We start from the raw sequence: 15,875 nt of genomic DNA on the forward strand, positions 1-15,875 counted from the left end.
TTCCCTGTCTTGGTATTAAGCCATCTGCGGCGTTTGATGTGAAGGAAGACCTTATGGCCCCGAATTGGAAAATCCTGAACAGTAATCATCGGAAAGAACCCTTTGGAGAGCAAATTCTTCCTCTCCGGGTCATTCTCATCCGCATTCTTCTCATCTATATGCACGTGAAATACTCCATCCTGACGGTCGATGGATGTCAATTCAAAATTTTCAAGGATAAACTCTGGTAATAGAAACTGGATAATAGGCAAGAAACTCTCCAAAACGAACTAGGTTGATTAAAAACACAAACCTAGAAAATCCTATGCGCTCCACAAGTTTTTGATTTGATCCGAAAATCCTATGCGCTCCACAAGTTTTTGATTTGATCCATTGTATTCGCGGCAAATGTTGGAAAAAACGAAAACGCCTTGATAGTTTGGCTATCAAGGCGTAGTGCACTTTGGGTGGTGATGGACGGAATCGAACCTTTGATTTCTACTTTCATGATCTTTTCGTTAAAATATTCTGATTCTGAGCTGTTAACGGCAAATATATAAAATTGAACCAAGTAACATGCAACCTTAAAAAGTAATTTTGTCGTAAACCATTTTGTAAACCAGATCAGTTAAGATAGATTTGTGTAAATCAAGTCGTCAGCTGCATGGCTACTACAAAATACTATCTCAAAAAGCCAAAACCAAATGGCAATTGCCTGATATCGTTGTACTTCCGCTATGGAACCGAGCAGGTTGTAGTTTCTACAAATCAGTTTATCAAGCCCAAGTCCTGGGATGCCAAAAATCAGAAGGCAAAGGCCAGCCACGAGGCCTATTTGGAGCTCAATGCCAACCTTGATAGATGGCGAAATGAGGTTCAGAAGATATACCAGCAGCGGCTTTACCAGAAGCTGTCGATCACGCCCGCCGATCTGAAACCGCTATTTGAGCGCGAGATAAGGACTGATAAATATGAAGCAGCTCCCGAGAAAGGTAAGCCTGGCTTAATCGAGTTCGTCACCAAATACATCAAGTCCGTCGAGGGATTTAAGAATGCCAACACGATCAAGACCTACCGCTCGCATTTGAAAATGTTGACAGCGTATCAGACCGATACGAAGAAGAAGACCATTGCCTTCAACGACATCACACTCGATTTCTACCATGATTTCAAAAGGTTTATGGTAGAGGTCAAGAAATATAATGAGAACACGCAGAACAAGCACACCGGGCTTTTGAAATTCTTCCTGAATGAGGCGACTGAGCGGAAGGAGAATGACAACATTGAGTTTAAGAGTCGGCGGTTTTCGACCCCTCGCAAAGAGGTGGAATCGATTTACCTGAATGAAGACGAGATCAAGCTTCTTTTGAAACTCGACCTATCAGCTGAGCCCCGGCTCGAAAAGGTACGCGACCTCTTTATTGTGGGCTGTTTCACCGGCCTGCGCTTCTCCGACCTCACTGCCATACAGGCAGAAAACATATCGCCTGACTTCAAATATTTGAAGACCAAGACAATCAAGACGGACGAATTCCTGGAAATCCCGATCCATCCGATCGTCAGGAAGGTGATGGAGAAGTATAAGACGCCGAACCACTTGCCACCCGTGATATCGAATCAAAAAATGAATGAGTATCTCAAAGAGATCGGGGAGAAGGCTAATCTGAGCGATGACGTGGCTTTATTCGAAAAGAAAGGAAAAGTCCGGACACAGAAAAAGGTAAGTAAGTTTTCGTTAATTACGTCTCACACCGCCAGGCGATCATTTGCAACCAATGAGTATCTTGCCGGCACTCCCTCCTACGCCATCATGGCAATCACCGGCCATCGGACCGAAAAAGCATTTTTGACATACATCAAGGTTACTAAAAAACAGTACGCGCGGCAGCTTTCAGAGATCTGGAAGGAGCGGTTTAAAGACGAGTGATTATGGAGGACAGTAAGAAACCAGTCGGGAAATATTCGACAGTAAAGCGACTAGGAGAAACATTTTTAGGAATCAAAGGAGACGACATTCCCCTTGTGCCGTATTTTAAGTACGATGTAATTGACCAGCTTAATGAATTTCATCTTGTTTTCCCGTCGGAACCAAGTACAACCTTGTATGAAAACACAATCTTCTCGAAACTGGTAAGGCTCGCAACTTTCAGCCAGTCTCTCAGATGCTTCCGCTACCATTATGACGCTTACCCGGATAAGGTCGAGTTTCGGGATTTTTTTGTAAATGAAATTCCCATTCGACTAACACAACCCTATTCTGCGCAAGAAAAAACCATATTGGAAGGCCTGCTGGCGGAAGTCAAACGACAGCTGGCGGAAAACACAGTCGCTACGAAGTGCGAAGAAGAGGTTGATATTTACACCTACTTGCCGCCAGGAAAGGTTATCGCGTTATTCAAAACGATCTTCTATAGTACGAATGCGGACAAACCTTTCGAAGCGACACAAGATGATGTTGTTGCTCTTCTTAGAAACTTTACGCCGTTCAAAAAAATGAAACGTAGTTACGTTGCCAGGAAGGTGACAGAGAGTGTGCCGGAGGATTATTTGCCTGATTCACTGATTGCTGAATTGAGAAAATTCCTGTCAAATAAATCTTAGTTTCGTCAGGACATCGGCAAAGCAATTGACTGTATGTCAATTATCTGCTCGCAGAAAATGCCTACCAGTTTTCGGAAAATTTGAAGCAGCTGTTGCGGATAGCGCAGTAACAGGCCGTGGGAAAATACGAGGGCGCCTGGAAGCACTTCTTAGGCATAACGAAGGTAAAAGACGGTAGTCAGATCCTAGAAATTAAAACAAATATCATCAAGAAAATTGCTAATCAGTTACTTGCCTCAGGTAGCCAAACATTAAACAGGTAACTTCTGTGCAACGGTTGTCTTAATTTGTCTTAGCGATAACAGCCTGATGTAATTCACCAACAGTCAAGGATTAATTGACAGTTCAAACTGAAAGGAATCGTGCGGTAAAAGGTGGATCAGCTTCGAAAACAGGATATGGTCATTCGCATAAATACTTTGGAGCTGATCAGCAAGCTAACGGATATCAACCTTGTTCTTTGTAATCTTCTTCGGCGGCCCCGTTGTGTTGTCATTGGCTTAGCTGATCTTTCTATCTTAGAAACTCACAAACCGTCACACTAAATTTTATCTACTTCAAGAGAGTAGATTCCAGATTTGCCAGTTACTTGCAGCCCGAAACAAGCGAGCCAGAAAACTAGTTAAATTTCTAATCGCCAACTCGACCAGTAAAGATCTTAACATTTGGCAAATCTCCAACTTTTCGCTTTGCAGGAGGATTTTTGTTGCGAATATCAGCTTCCACAATTAAAACATTCTCTTCGCCCCGTAATTCACATAGCTTCCCCTTGGGGACGAAATCCGTCTTCTGATTGTTAATTAACTCATCACGGACCTCTGGGCGAACAATTCCAAAAAAAGCTGATCTTCCGTCTGCCATTCCCTTCACGTGATTGTTGGCATAAACAAAGTAAACATCCTCACCATTGTTTACAGAATCGCTAATTCCGACGAAAAAATCATTTGAGTCACGTTGAAAAGCCAAGGAAAAAACGAAGTCTGGTTGATAAGAAAGAATTTGATTTCTTATGGGCGCAGGTTTTAAATTATCCGAGCATATGAGCACAAAGAAACTCCCGATGCCTGTCTCAGTGAAATATATTATTCTTTCACCCGCGCTCAGGCCGAATCCATCTATCGAACTTAACTCACTTGGGCTTGGAAAAATCTTATCAGTCAAAATTTGACGGCCTCCAAGAAATACCGGACTTCTTGCAATCCAAGCTTTGCCAGCTTGTGCATAGTGGCTTCCAGCGATCACAATTACGTCTTTGTTGATCTGTGACCACGCACCAAGGTCCTCTAAGAGCGCTACTGGTACTGACAGCTCAGGGAAGACAATTACATTGATCTCGTGCCGCAACGCAAAATCCAGTGACTTCCAAATCCATAATCTTAAATCATCAACTCTTGTGTAACTCATCAGCCCATCATTCATAGACCAATAATCCGATGAAGATTCCGCCTGTACTACCAATATTCTGACAAATCGCCTATCATCAACTTTTCCCAGACTTATTCGTTCCACGATGAACTTCCTCCGATCAACCGCCGCTTCACCAAGGTCATCGTGGATTCGTTCGTACTTTAAGAGCCGATCGACAATACTAACAAAATCTAATTGCTCAAATTCAGCCTTATCAAATACATCAATTTCCTTCTCACGCAGTATGGATTTAACCATGTGCGACTCTCCCGTCACTACAACCACTGGAACTTTGTGCATCTTCTTACAAAACTCAACGAATTTCAACCCTTTTGCCTCTCTGGACATGTCGCTTGGATACAAATCCGTGATTAACAAGTCAAATTTACTTGATGGATCTAGTAGTCGATTCTCTGCATCAGTAAAAGAAGTATAAACCTCCAAGTGTAAATTAAACCACTTGTGTAATATGGATGAGATGTGTTCTGCCCACATACCATCATCTTCAACAAGCAAAATTCTCTTTCTCATCTCAATATTTAGAGCCTATTACGGTGGTCATCCTTAAACCTTAGGTTAATTAACTCAACTTCTCTAAGCGCAGTATTAATCAATCGATCCCTGTCATAAGACCCCTTCTCCATAAAGAAAACAGACTGCAGTTTCTTTTCTGGCCTAAGGTTGTCATAGTCGGCCCCGTATCCAGTAATTATCATAGTAGGGGTAATGTCGCGTATACGAAGTCTATTTACAGTTTCCAAAACCTTCCAGCCCTCGAACTGATCTGGATCGTCGGCCCGATCATTTAAATTCATGTCGATTGTGATGAAATGAAACATCTCGGAAGTCAGCTTTGCTATCGCGGATTCAATACTATTGGCTACGGTTACATGAAAGCCAGCAAACTCCAGGTGGCTAGACAACTGCTCGATCCAAACAGGATCATCCTCTATGATCAATACTTTACCTTTCATATCAATTTAAGTTAAATTTTTCACATCTATTGGAAATTCAATTCTGAATGTAGTTCCACCCTTGGCACCATTGCCTGTAACCGAAACTTCACCACCATAAAATTTTACAATTGTCTTAAGCTCATATAATCCAATCCCTCTCCCATTCATCCCATTACTCCACTTTGTATATCCTTCTTCAAATACTCTTCGCTGATGATATTTATCGATTCCGCACCCTCTATCAACCACGTGGATAACATTTGTCATTCCATTTCTTTTACCTTCGACTAAGATGGATCCACCTTCGGGCATCGATTTTATTGCATTTCTAATTAATTCAAAAAATACTCCATCAATAAGCAAATCTAGATTCGCGTATATGCTTTTCAAATTTTCAAATCCTACAACATTTACTTTATATTTCTTATCACTACTTTGCCACTCTTCATCATCAATCAATTTTTTTATGTCCATAAAATCGATTTCTGTAGACTCTCTAAAGAGAAGATTGCTAATCTTGGTTTTCAAATCATCGCGATGGCTGAGCACTTTTTCGGCCTGCGTAAGAATTTTACCCAATTCATTTCGCATTTTTTCATTCAATTGTCCATATTCACTATTAAATCTGTCATCTAGAAGGTTATCTTTTACTATTGATCTGATTAATCCTATAGAATTACCTATCCTGTGATCGATAACTTTCCCCAGAGTATCTGACATTCTTATTTTGTCTTTATCAACACTGTTTTCTAGTGCTATATTTTTCGCGACTATTTCCTCAAATAAACGCGCATTTTGAATAGCAATCGCAGCTGCCATTGCAAGGTTAGTCAATAACCCGCGATCATCGTCGGTAAAGTCGTTAATTTCTGGACTCTCAATATTGATGACGCCGATAACTTCGCCTCGAAGGGTTAGAGGGACAATCAGTTCACTTCGCATTTTCCCCCAAGATGGAGTATAGTAGGAATACTTACTTAGATTGATTGCTTTTGAACCAATCAGGTCGTCTACTTGTGCAAGGTCAAGCCTTTCTACATCGGGTAAAAAAAGACTCTTGCCCATCTTTAAAACCAGGGCACTTATTGACCGGCCAGGAATAACTTTACCATCTTCGTCTGAATTCGTAGATTTTTTAACTACAAGACTTAGCTTTCCGTCAATCTGCTCTGCGAGCATTATCGCTCCGAAGCTCTTCCCAAGTAGGCTCAGGCCCTTGGACAATATTAAATCTAGTATCTCTGAAAGGCCCTTATTAGCATTCAATATTGATAAATCTATTTCAGCAAGAGCCTCAAGCCTACGACGATGCTCCATTTCTCTAACTAGATGAGAGCTCTGCTTTTCGAATAACTGCGCTATATGAATTGCGACGGAGGCCTGCCCTGCATACGCTTGCACATTTCCGATATCACTATCTGAAAACATGTCTGGCTTATCACTTTCGGTGTTAACAACTCCAATTACCTCTCCTTGCACGATTAGCGGTACCACTAATTCACAGATCATACTATCGCCTAAGTAATCCTTAAACAACTCTTGCATATCTGTACTGGATTTTGTAATATCTGGAATATACACCTTATCCTTCGTTTTTACGGCTAGCCCACTTATACTATCGCTGATATCAATAATTTTATTCAGAGTCGACAACTCAGTTGTTTCGACAATCCTCAAAACATTAAGTTTTGGATCAAATAGTGCAATAAATCCAATATTACCTCCCACCAGATCAAGCGACTGCCTGAGGATTATAGATAAAATATCACTCAATCTGAAGGATTTGTCTACCATGTTTCTATCTATCTGCTTCAAGTCATTTAGGAAATTGCGATTTTGTTCAAGCTCCTTAACAAGATTTACATTGCTTATGGCAACTAGTGCTTGGCTAACCGTAGCATTGAGAATATTTAAGTTTGAATCAGTGAAGCTATTTTCTTTTTCGCTTTCAAACATAAATACCCCCAGCACTTGTCCACTTTCCAATAATGGTATTGCGACAGCTGATTTTACATTTTTATCAAGGTCTTGGTTATCAAATCGCATGTAGTCTGATTTTTCTATCTCACGATCAACAACAATCTGTTTTTTCTCTCTAACTGAATTTCCCGTAATTCCTTGCGAAGCGGAGTATTCGTGACCCTCTAAATGTCTATAAGAGTTCGATGCAAATTCAATCTTTAGTGTATCCTTTTTAGCATCAAAAAAAGCAAAATAGCCTAACTGCTCGTCTAAATAATCTAAACATTCTCTTAAAACATTTCTTATAATGTAGCTCGCATTTTCTTTGGAAGAGTATTCATTTCTAATCAAAAACACCTTACTAGCAAAAGTAAGTTTTTGAAGTATTTTTTCACTTTGTTTAATTCGAAGTTCATGCTTACTCCGCTCAATACTACTTGTTATTTTAATTAATAATGCAGATAATGTAATTAGAATTCCAGTCTTAAATAATAGGCCCAGAAAAAATCCAACATTGTCAATATAAGGGATAGGTTTTTCGTGTAAAATATTGATTTGAATAAGAGGAAGTAACTGAATAGCTGCATATCCAAGTGTTGAAAAAAATAAAAAATTACGCTGCAAGTACTTTCGAGAGAGTTGAAGAAAATATACTGATAGAGCGACTAATACACTGAAATCTATAACGGCGACCGGTATATATCTTACGTGTATAAAAGGCACTAGATTGGAAGTACTAGGAATAACCTTTAAGATGCCCGAAATCAATAAACACAATGCAAACAATCGCGGTCTACTTCCAAAAAAAGGATAATAATTTTTAGCAGCAAGGAAAAAAATATACACACAAGTTAAATCAAAAACAGTGCGTATAATCAACTTGCTTTCATCTGGTAGAGGGAATCTTCGCAAATAAATTATTGCAAACAGATAAACAAAATTAACAAACCATGCCAAACATATTTTGTCAAAATTTTCTATTCGCATTCGATACGCTTGTATTGACTGCAATATCAAACACAAAACGATTGGGATCTGAATTGATATGATAAAGTTGGCAAACGCCGGATCAAATAATAAATCTTTGAAAGAAAGTACTATATGCATACGGTAGATGGTAGGAGGTTTGTATCGTTAAGTCACAGAGGCTCAGGTTCTACTTGACCACAAATGAAGTCTGTTATTTTTTTTCTTGTGGACCCTCGCGTTAGACGTGCAGAATTATAATCGAGTACGCGTTGCACTATACGATTTCGAAGTACCACCATCCATGCTACTCATCACAGGGCAACTGTTCTACTGCCCTTATGCAAATTATCCTATTCTAACTTCTCGACTAAGTTCCATCTTAGATGTTCTGATTTCCCTGAATTTCGCTTCCAACTGCTTAGCAGTGAACCCTACATCCTGCCCTTTGATCGACACACCTTTGTAGCGATAACTAGAGTACTTCAACTTTCCATTTTGAACCAGAAAATTACATTCAATGCCGTTCTTATTTAGTCGACATTCCAGATCCTCACAAGTCCTACATTTTTGCTTTAGCGCAACCTTAATCGCAAAGCTAACCACTTTCTGAGCCTCAGCCTGATGTTCCTCAACGTACCGTAATTTGCCCCTTTCAAGATTTTCTATCTTTTCAAAACCAAGTTCCCGCGAAATCTCATTGCACACCCGAACATTCCGCGCATAATTGTGTGACGTCTCAAGCGCCTTACCCCCACCGATAGGCAAGCGATTCATATAAACATGAATATGCCTATGCGGTCGATCATGATGCTGAAACACCACTATCTGATGATCCTCCGGTTTAGCACCCATCTTCTCACAATAGCGGTTAGCTGCCTCAATCATCTGCTCTTTACTCGGATTCTCCCCCGGCTTCCAGCTCAGTGAAGTATGCCAAACCGGCTTCTTGCATCGACTAAACTCCGCCTCACGCTGCATTTCCATTGCCATCCCCTTCGGATCAACAGAAACCAGGTTATGAGTCAAAATCAGCTCCGACTTCCCTTCTATCTCCTTCCCATTGACTCGCAAGCCGGCACCGTAGCAGATCGCCCCAAGGAAGTCAGCACCAATCGTAGTTTTCGCTATCATTTCACCAGGATCCGTTTAAGCTGCTCCAGCACTTCCATAATCGGCTTATGATAGAAGAAGCCGTTATTGGCATTTGCGGCTAACTGGTTTAGGTTTCTGCCGATACCCACTAAGTTCCGTTTTTCGTCTTTGTCGAACCTGGCTTCGACAGGATGACCGATGCCCAACCTACGTAAATATTCAGACACAGAATACCCCGCAAGCATTGCTTTCGATTTGATCGTCGCGTATTGTTGCTGCGTTACGCGCAGCGGGATTGTCCGGTCTTTATTTGTCTTTTTGGATTGACGCGGCCGATCAGCCGCATTGTCGAAATGCTCTTTCATAGTTATCGATAAGTTGATGGATTTTGGGGGTTCGGGGTGGCTCCCCGACAAGACAAGGGAGGAACGACCGGTGTGTTTGTAACTGCAATTCGGAGCGAAGCGCAGAAATTGTAGTTACAAACACATGGCTTGCTTAACAAAAGCCAATTGATAAGTTAGAAACCGGCCGAAAACGGTCGAATTTGGTCGAAAGAAGTCGAAACCAGCGAGTTTATCACTGACTATCTGTGCCTAATGGAACTAGGACTACATTTTGTTTTTTGAGGTACTGGTATTCCTCACCTATCTTCATTGAAGAGATATTCGACGCTGGACGAAGTACCAGGTAAGTAGTATTTTTCACCTGGTGGAGTGCTCCATTTCGGATCAGCTGACGGAAGTGCTCGAAGTTAGGATAACTGTCTTCGAATCTGGCTATCTCCTGATACTTGTTCCCTTGGTTCACGAAATAAGCGATCAATAATATTCCCACCAAAGTGACCAATGACGGAGGCAAAAGTCGGGACATGCCGTACCAAAAAGCTTGTCGGTCACTTTTGAAATGCACCTGGTTAATCTGTCCTTTGATCAATTGGGCAGCCTTTCCAATTTCGCTGTTGGACTGAGCAACGTTTTTGCTGAAATCATGGAAATGCTCGTGCAGCTCGGTCAGCATTACCGCAGTCCACTCGTCCATTTCAAAGCCATACTTGGCCTGATACGCGCCCCTCATTCTTGTGATTGCGTCCTTACTGATTGTTGAGTTCATCTTTGAAATGGTCGTTAAGTTCTTTCTTCAATCTCAGCTTTGCACCTGTTTGATACTCGCCAATGCTGTAACCTTTCCTGATGCCGTCGAGGATATGGCTGCCCAAATTGGAACCGGGATCAAAATCGGCGAACTTCCGGATTCGTAATCCCAGGGCTTTGCAGTTCCTCTCCAACTCTTCGCCGAGCTTAGCAAAATTGTTAAATGTGGTAATGCTTTGCCAGACGGTTACTTCAAACTCATTCTGCAAGGCCATGAGGAGCTTGTGCAAATAATCGACGCTCGATTTATACATACCGCCACCGCCAATAACAATGTGAAAATTGGCTTTGAAGCCCAATTCGTCGACGAAATCCTTGAATGGGATATCCCGTTCAATCAGTGCTGGAAGCTGCTCAGATTCCGGTGCACCGAGATCAAAATAGATACGTTCAAAAGGCGTCTCTGCGAGGCTTTCGAGGTAAGAAATGAGACTATCCCTTACCAACACTTGCTTCTCATTCAGCAGGGAAACCGCTTCCGTCCGGGCGTCACCTAAAAATTGAAGCTGGCGAGTCGAGGTACCAGTCGAGCTGTCCAGATCGACGAACAGAGACGTTTCAGAATTTTGCTCAGCAACCGCGAGCAGATATGTTAGCAGGCTTTTACCCACTCCTCCCTTCGCTTGAAGGATAAAATTAAGTTTTTTCATCTTTTTGTAAATTTTGATTTAATACCTTCTATGGCCACACTTATTTCGTCCACGTCCGTCCAATCAACTTCTTCAAGATCAGGTTGGATGCTTTTGACCTGCTTCCTTATGGTTAGTGAATTCGAATTATTCCGAGGGGCCATTTCTGCGATCAGTTTTGGTCTCTCGTTCTCAGCCTGCCGTTTCCCAAAATAGTGGCGACAGTATTTGATATCGGCCGCATTGACAATCCCTTGCTTTCCTAATTCCAGATTGATCATTTCGACTACCGCATCGATCGAGACATCAAGCTTTATTTTATCCCCAAAAAGTACGAAGAGCATTTTCCGGCGCTTCCGGTCCTTTCTCGCGTACAAGCGCAATAGCAAGTCTTTGTTCATTGAGGTGTTGGTTTTGAGTGAGAAAATCATTTAAATCTTTGCAGCCAGCATACATTACTGCCATGTCGATCACATTCGGATAGTTGTGCTTGATGTAAGCCGCTGTTTCGAATCCGGCTTTATCGTTATCAAGAAACAGGTACTTCGAACCCGTTGCCGCAAGAAATTCGTGAGCCCGTTTCAATTGTGATGTCGAATTCAGGATCAGGAAATTGGCGTTGGAAATGTGAAATACAGGAAGCATCCAGTACGAGAGAAAATCCATAAACCCCTCGAAAACAAGTAGCTTATTTCCAGAGTTATCGATGTAGGAAACATCCTTCGGAGCTATGCATGATTTGAAATTGACACTCCGGATTTCCATGCCTCCAGCCCTATTCCTGAAACCGATGGCGCTGTACTCGTGGCCGCTGTTCTCATAGATGACCTGAAAGCAATACCTTCTTGCGACTTCCTCTGGTATACCTCTGCTGCATAGATAACGCAGCAGATAATCGCTTTCAAGGATACCTTCGGACGTTATACGCAGCCCAGAACTCACGTTAGGTTGCAACCTCACTTCGGTTTGTTGCGGGTGAAAAGAAGAAAAACCGTCAGTGATCAGCCTCATAACCTCCTTCACATCTAAATTTTGGAACAACCGGCAAGCCAGGTCCACCAGGTTGCCTCCCACACCGAGCGCATGATCATACCAGAGATTTTTGCGAGTGTCAACCTTGAATGACGCCCTACTCTCCGACTCTCGTATCATGCTGATATACCAGTAGTTATCGCCTTTTACGGACACTGGCCGAAAGCCATGATGCGCCAATAAGGCCACGATTTCATACGATTGATTGATCTGTTTTGCATTCATAGCTTTTCTTTTTTCACCCGCAGTCGTTCCGTTCCGTTCCATGTTCCACACGTTCCACTTGTTCCATTTTATCCAAAAAATTATCTATCTAATTTACTATCAATGAGTTCCATTTTTAAGTGAGATTTCTAGGCGAAAAATGTGGAACAAATGGAATTTCTGGAACAAGTGGAACGCCTGGAACGGAATGGAACAAGCGGAACAAATGGAACGAGATGGAACATCGCCAACAAAACGGAATTAGTGGAACGGATGGAACGAATGGAACTTTTGGAACAAGCGGAACGAGATGGAACATCTCAGACCAAAATGGAACGGGTGGAACGAATGGAATTTTGGAACAAATGGAATTTTTGGAACATGTGTAACAGGCCGGACTTGCCATGTTTATTTGCCAGGTGTCGCCATTTTCTTCGAGCATTTTTCTCGCAATCCCCTCTCAAAAATTAGGAGGGGTTGTGAGAAAAATGTGGCCCCGTTCAAGTCACTACTCGTTCAGCCAGCGATGAATGGTGCCTTTACCCCTATTCAATATCTTCGCTATCTGCTCGATGGTTTTTCCCTGATCTCGAAGCTCGCGTGCTAAGTCCTTCTGCTCCTCCTTTACCGGCATTACCTCAGTGCCTATGTGTTGCGCCTCGTCGATGTCGTCCTGGACGAATTCAAACCATAGCGTATCAGGATTCAGACGGATTAGCTTAGCACCGTCCGTCTCTTCGCAATGCCTGGATTTGGAGCGCTTCAAGATCCGGTATTGGATATCCAGTTTACTCCTCCGTAAAAACATGTCGCTATCCGTCAAATCTGATTTCACGCCGGAGCCGCTTTGAAGGTCACTATCGGTCAGCAAGTTCCTGGTATGCTTTCGGGTATGATCAGTGATAATGATCGTTGTGTCCAGCAGATCACGAAGCGTCAGGATCAGGTGCATTGCCTTTGCGACTTCCTTCCCATTGTTCGTATCAGAGTTCAGAAATGCTACCCTGAAATTGTCTAGAACGATCAGGACAGGCTTCTGGATCATCGACAACTCAATAATCGCCTGTGCTTCTTCCTCCAAGCCTTTCTTGGTCGTGTAGACATAGCTATGGTATTCCGAAGACCCGATCTCCTTAGGCGGTGCTTCAAATAGCTGCCCTAGCCTTCGACTCATTGTATCCTCACTGAGCTCGCAATTGATAAACAACGTGTTTCCGTGATACTCGATTGGTTCATTCCACAGAGATGGCCATTTCGCTGAAATAGCAATACAGGCCTGGAGGCCTAAAAGCGTTTTCCCGCTACCACGCTCCGCTGCGAAGATTATTGCCGAGTTTTCCAGTACATAATTCCCGAGCAAACGCCTAAGCGGAGCAAGCGTTTTACTTTTCTCCGCCAGATCCTTCATTGTTTTTAAGGAAGATTTATGTAAAATCTTTCCTTCCGAATGGTTGGAGAAACCATTCAGGGCAGTTAAATTTGTCATACTTAGATTTTTAAGATTTTTGCAGGGGGTAATGCGTACGAGGCATTATCCCTTTTTCTTTGTTTTCTGATTTGAGTACATGTAATCCAGCACCTCGGACTTGATGAAGTAAATCCTCCGATGTAGCCTGCGATAAGGCAAGCCCGATCTTTGCCATTGGTGCAGCGTGACCAGCGAAACGTTCAGCTCACGCGCCATTTCAGCCCGCGATAGCAGCGGCTCTTCCTGCGAGCCTTTCAGACCTTGATTCGGGCTGAACACATTTCTAAACTCCTCTTGAATCACCTCTCGGGTGAAGCTCTTGAACTCGTCGAATTCGATTAAAACCAGTTTTGACATGACACGTTTGTTTTCGGTTGATGTTGGTCAAAGGTTGGGGGAAGGGAGGCGAAAAATCAAGTATGAAAAAGTATGAACTTTGCTTCAACTGGTGTTAAATGCATCCAGAAGCCGTTTAGGCGCATTTTGCCTTATCTCGCGATAAAGTAGAGAAAGCGATAATTCCGGCTCGGAATTAAGAAAAACGTAAAGTGAATGGACCGTTTTTGGGATTGATGCTGGTCGCAAAGTAGAAATTTCGCTGCCAGGTCGAGCGGCAAATTGAGATTTTTTGCCAGCAAGATTGAGGGGATTATCCGCCGTAGATAGCCAATTTCGGCGCGACTGTAAACCAGAATGTAAACCAAACAAAAAACCGCTCGATAATTCAAAGATTATCAAGCGGTTGGCTTTGCATTCTGTGGTGATGGACGGAATCGAACCGCCGACACATAGATTTTCAGTCTATTGCTCTACCGACTGAGCTACATCACCGTTTCAGTTGGTACCTTTTGGGACTGCAAAGGTAGATGTTTTTTTGACCGAACAAAACCAAAAAGCAAATATTTGGTTTTTTATTATGTCTGGTCAAAAAAGTATCCTGATTGTCTTTCAGTTACGCATATATAAATTTTTTATCCTAAACTCATTTGCGCCGGAATACATTTTTATCCTACCTTGTTAGTATGCAAGCATACCAAAACAACCCTATTTCGCAATGGCGATCGTACAGCAAATCATCTTTATAGCCGCCCTGGGCGTTACTGCCTGGCTGATCTTCCAGCGGATCGGCATTATCGGGAAGACGATCCGGCTTGGGAAGGATGAAGATCGCACCGACCAGCCTGGACGGCGGCTGTCGATTATGATGCGGGTTGCGTTCGGACAGAAAAAGATGTTCGATCGGCCGCTGATCGGTTTCCTGCATTTCGCGGTGTACGCCGGGTTTATATTGATCAATATTGAAGTGCTGGAAATCGTGCTGGATGGTATTTTGGGCACGCACAGGATCTTTGCTGGTCCGCTGGGTGGCTTCTATCGCATTCTGATCGGCTTCTTTGAATTGCTTGCATTGGGCGTGCTGGTTTCCTGTACGATTTTCCTGATTCGCCGGAGCGTTTTGAAAGTTGAAAGGTTCCAACCTGCTCGTCACCGGGAAATGAACGGATGGCCGCAGCTGGATGGCAAGCTGATCCTTGTTTTTGAAATTGTATTAATGATCGCGATCCTCACTATGAACGCCGCAGACAGTGCATTACAGAACCTCGGCAGCGCGCATTATCCTCCGGCGGGGGAGTTCCTCGTCAGTCAGTGGTTGAAACCATTGGTTAGTGGATGGAGTGAGAACGCATTGATCGCCTATGAGCGCATTGCGTGGTGGATTCACATTCTGGGCATTTTCGTTTTTGCGGTCTATCTCACGTATTCCAAGCATTTGCACATTGCATTGGCATTCCCGAATACCTATTTCTCCCGCCTGGAACCGAAGGGTGAAATGAAGAATATGCCCGAAATCACGCAGGAAGTGAAGATTATGCTTGGACTGGAAACCCAGACCGGCGACGCGGCGGTTCCGGAGCGGTTCGGGGCAAAGGATGTGGCGGATCTGAGCTGGAAGAATTTGATGGACGCCTACTCGTGCACCGAATGCGGACGCTGCACAACCGCATGTCCCGCGAATATTACCGGCAAAAAATTATCGCCGCGCAAGATCATGATGGATACCCGCGACCGGCTGGAAGACGTAGGCCGCATTATGCTGGCCAACAAGGGTGAATTCGTGAATGACAATAAAAGCCTGCTCGGCGACTACATTATCGAAGAAGAAATCCTCGCATGTACGACGTGTAATGCATGCGTGCAGGAATGCCCGGTGCTGATCAATCCACTCGACATTATCCTCCAACTGCGCAGGCATAAGGTCATGGACGAAGCACACGCGCCGGGCTCGTGGAACATGATGTTCCAAAACCTGGATACCAACCAGGCGCCGTGGAAATTTTCGCCGGGCGACCGGTTCAACTGGGCCTCCGCGCTGGCTGACAGTGACGCGGGAAACAATTCAACACAGTCATAAAAGCATAAT

At 43.2% G+C, this 15,875-nt stretch carries 17 protein-coding genes and 1 tRNA gene; 4 read left to right on the forward strand and 14 right to left on the reverse strand.

Annotated elements, in window-relative coordinates; all coding sequences use genetic code 11:
* Together BLQ88_RS22590 and BLQ88_RS36800 are read right to left on the reverse strand one after the other, a co-directional pair.
* Window positions 1-263 (reverse strand): ISAon1 family transposase N-terminal region protein (locus BLQ88_RS22590; RefSeq protein ID WP_090154730.1); only part of this gene is annotated, 263 nt, incomplete at its 3' end.
* A gap of 77 nt (window positions 264-340) precedes the next feature.
* Window positions 341-487: a hypothetical protein gene (locus BLQ88_RS36800; RefSeq protein WP_176885073.1), complete on the reverse strand. Its 147-nt coding sequence runs from the start codon at window positions 485-487 to the stop codon at window positions 341-343.
* 156 nt (window positions 488-643) lie between these two features.
* Between BLQ88_RS36800 and BLQ88_RS22600 the strand changes: the two genes are divergently transcribed.
* On the forward strand, window positions 644-1,906 hold the full coding sequence (locus tag BLQ88_RS22600) for a site-specific integrase (protein WP_090154733.1): 1,263 nt from the start codon (window positions 644-646) through the stop codon (window positions 1,904-1,906).
* Between the two features lie 2 nt (window positions 1,907-1,908).
* The gene (locus tag BLQ88_RS22605; protein ID WP_090154735.1) at window positions 1,909-2,580 is read left to right on the forward strand and encodes a hypothetical protein; all 672 of its coding nucleotides are present in this window, start codon (window positions 1,909-1,911) and stop codon (window positions 2,578-2,580) included.
* 630 nt (window positions 2,581-3,210) lie between these two features.
* On the opposite strand, the gene BLQ88_RS22610 is transcribed toward BLQ88_RS22605, so the two are convergent.
* From BLQ88_RS22610 to BLQ88_RS22650, 9 genes are all read right to left on the reverse strand, one after another.
* Window positions 3,211-4,518 (reverse strand): hypothetical protein, encoded by a 1,308-nt coding sequence (locus BLQ88_RS22610; RefSeq protein WP_090154737.1) that lies wholly within the window; start codon window positions 4,516-4,518, stop codon window positions 3,211-3,213.
* Window positions 4,519-4,526: 8 nt separating this feature from the next.
* Window positions 4,527-4,961, reverse strand: a complete 435-nt coding sequence (locus tag BLQ88_RS22615; RefSeq protein ID WP_090154739.1) for a response regulator — start codon at window positions 4,959-4,961, stop codon at window positions 4,527-4,529.
* A 6-nt stretch (window positions 4,962-4,967) separates the two neighbouring features.
* On the reverse strand, window positions 4,968-8,012 hold the full coding sequence (locus tag BLQ88_RS22620) for a sensor histidine kinase (protein ID WP_090154741.1): 3,045 nt from the start codon (window positions 8,010-8,012) through the stop codon (window positions 4,968-4,970).
* 207 nt (window positions 8,013-8,219) lie between these two features.
* A complete protein-coding gene (locus tag BLQ88_RS22625; protein WP_090154743.1) occupies window positions 8,220-9,005 on the reverse strand; it encodes a relaxase/mobilization nuclease domain-containing protein in 786 nt (261 codons plus the stop codon).
* Window positions 9,002-9,331 (reverse strand): plasmid mobilization protein, encoded by a 330-nt coding sequence (locus BLQ88_RS22630; protein ID WP_090154745.1) that lies wholly within the window; start codon window positions 9,329-9,331, stop codon window positions 9,002-9,004. The genes BLQ88_RS22625 and BLQ88_RS22630 overlap by 4 nt, the downstream gene beginning before the upstream one ends.
* A 214-nt stretch (window positions 9,332-9,545) precedes the next feature.
* Window positions 9,546-10,079, reverse strand: coding sequence for a hypothetical protein (locus tag BLQ88_RS22635; RefSeq protein ID WP_090154747.1), 534 nt, complete (start codon window positions 10,077-10,079; stop codon window positions 9,546-9,548).
* A complete protein-coding gene (locus tag BLQ88_RS22640) occupies window positions 10,060-10,770 on the reverse strand; it encodes a P-loop NTPase family protein (protein ID WP_090154749.1) in 711 nt (236 codons plus the stop codon). The genes BLQ88_RS22635 and BLQ88_RS22640 overlap by 20 nt, the downstream gene beginning before the upstream one ends.
* Window positions 10,767-11,093 (reverse strand): hypothetical protein, encoded by a 327-nt coding sequence (locus BLQ88_RS22645; protein ID WP_090154750.1) that lies wholly within the window; start codon window positions 11,091-11,093, stop codon window positions 10,767-10,769. The genes BLQ88_RS22640 and BLQ88_RS22645 overlap by 4 nt, the downstream gene beginning before the upstream one ends.
* Complete coding sequence (locus BLQ88_RS22650; RefSeq protein ID WP_090154752.1) at window positions 11,068-12,048, reverse strand: DUF8464 domain-containing protein; 981 nt, start codon at window positions 12,046-12,048, stop codon at window positions 11,068-11,070. The genes BLQ88_RS22645 and BLQ88_RS22650 overlap by 26 nt, the downstream gene beginning before the upstream one ends.
* A gap of 108 nt (window positions 12,049-12,156) precedes the next feature.
* Here BLQ88_RS22650 and BLQ88_RS22655 point away from each other — a divergent pair, with 108 nt between their 5' ends.
* Window positions 12,157-12,456: a hypothetical protein gene (locus BLQ88_RS22655; protein WP_090154754.1), complete on the forward strand. Its 300-nt coding sequence runs from the start codon at window positions 12,157-12,159 to the stop codon at window positions 12,454-12,456.
* A 37-nt stretch (window positions 12,457-12,493) separates the two neighbouring features.
* Here BLQ88_RS22655 and BLQ88_RS22660 read toward each other — a convergent pair whose 3' ends face one another.
* From BLQ88_RS22660 to BLQ88_RS22670, 3 genes are all read right to left on the reverse strand, one after another.
* Complete coding sequence (locus tag BLQ88_RS22660; RefSeq protein WP_090154756.1) at window positions 12,494-13,471, reverse strand: AAA family ATPase; 978 nt, start codon at window positions 13,469-13,471, stop codon at window positions 12,494-12,496.
* 45 nt (window positions 13,472-13,516) lie between these two features.
* On the reverse strand, window positions 13,517-13,810 hold the full coding sequence (locus BLQ88_RS22665) for a helix-turn-helix domain-containing protein (protein ID WP_090154758.1): 294 nt from the start codon (window positions 13,808-13,810) through the stop codon (window positions 13,517-13,519).
* A gap of 401 nt (window positions 13,811-14,211) precedes the next feature.
* Window positions 14,212-14,284, reverse strand: a tRNA-Phe gene (locus BLQ88_RS22670).
* A 223-nt stretch (window positions 14,285-14,507) separates the two neighbouring features.
* On the opposite strand from BLQ88_RS22670, the gene BLQ88_RS22675 reads away from it, so the two are divergent.
* A complete protein-coding gene (locus tag BLQ88_RS22675; protein WP_090154760.1) occupies window positions 14,508-15,866 on the forward strand; it encodes a 4Fe-4S dicluster domain-containing protein in 1,359 nt (452 codons plus the stop codon).
* Window positions 15,867-15,875 lie beyond the last annotated feature (9 nt).

Origin of the sequence: Dyadobacter soli, from assembly GCF_900101885.1 — a bacterium.
GTDB lineage: Bacteria > Bacteroidota > Bacteroidia > Cytophagales > Spirosomataceae > Dyadobacter > Dyadobacter soli.

Coding starts and splice junctions, on each gene's coding strand:
- BLQ88_RS22635 (WP_090154747.1), bottom strand. CDS start 10,079: ATGAACTCAACAATCAGTAAGGACGCAATCACAAGAATGAGGGGCGCG.
- BLQ88_RS22605 (WP_090154735.1), top strand. CDS start 1,909: ATGGAGGACAGTAAGAAACCAGTCGGGAAATATTCGACAGTAAAGCGA.
- BLQ88_RS22615 (WP_090154739.1), bottom strand. CDS start 4,961: ATGAAAGGTAAAGTATTGATCATAGAGGATGATCCTGTTTGGATCGAG.
- BLQ88_RS22675 (WP_090154760.1), top strand. CDS start 14,508: ATGGCGATCGTACAGCAAATCATCTTTATAGCCGCCCTGGGCGTTACT.
- BLQ88_RS22600 (WP_090154733.1), top strand. CDS start 644: ATGGCTACTACAAAATACTATCTCAAAAAGCCAAAACCAAATGGCAAT.
- BLQ88_RS22610 (WP_090154737.1), bottom strand. CDS start 4,518: ATGAGAAAGAGAATTTTGCTTGTTGAAGATGATGGTATGTGGGCAGAA.
- BLQ88_RS22650 (WP_090154752.1), bottom strand. CDS start 12,048: ATGGAACGGAACGGAACGACTGCGGGTGAAAAAAGAAAAGCTATGAAT.
- BLQ88_RS22655 (WP_090154754.1), top strand. CDS start 12,157: ATGGAATTTCTGGAACAAGTGGAACGCCTGGAACGGAATGGAACAAGC.
- BLQ88_RS22645 (WP_090154750.1), bottom strand. CDS start 11,093: ATGCTCTTCGTACTTTTTGGGGATAAAATAAAGCTTGATGTCTCGATC.
- BLQ88_RS36800 (WP_176885073.1), bottom strand. CDS start 487: ATGAAAGTAGAAATCAAAGGTTCGATTCCGTCCATCACCACCCAAAGT.
- BLQ88_RS22625 (WP_090154743.1), bottom strand. CDS start 9,005: ATGATAGCGAAAACTACGATTGGTGCTGACTTCCTTGGGGCGATCTGC.
- BLQ88_RS22660 (WP_090154756.1), bottom strand. CDS start 13,471: ATGACAAATTTAACTGCCCTGAATGGTTTCTCCAACCATTCGGAAGGA.
- BLQ88_RS22640 (WP_090154749.1), bottom strand. CDS start 10,770: ATGAAAAAACTTAATTTTATCCTTCAAGCGAAGGGAGGAGTGGGTAAA.
- BLQ88_RS22630 (WP_090154745.1), bottom strand. CDS start 9,331: ATGAAAGAGCATTTCGACAATGCGGCTGATCGGCCGCGTCAATCCAAA.
- BLQ88_RS22620 (WP_090154741.1), bottom strand. CDS start 8,012: ATGCATATAGTACTTTCTTTCAAAGATTTATTATTTGATCCGGCGTTT.
- BLQ88_RS22665 (WP_090154758.1), bottom strand. CDS start 13,810: ATGTCAAAACTGGTTTTAATCGAATTCGACGAGTTCAAGAGCTTCACC.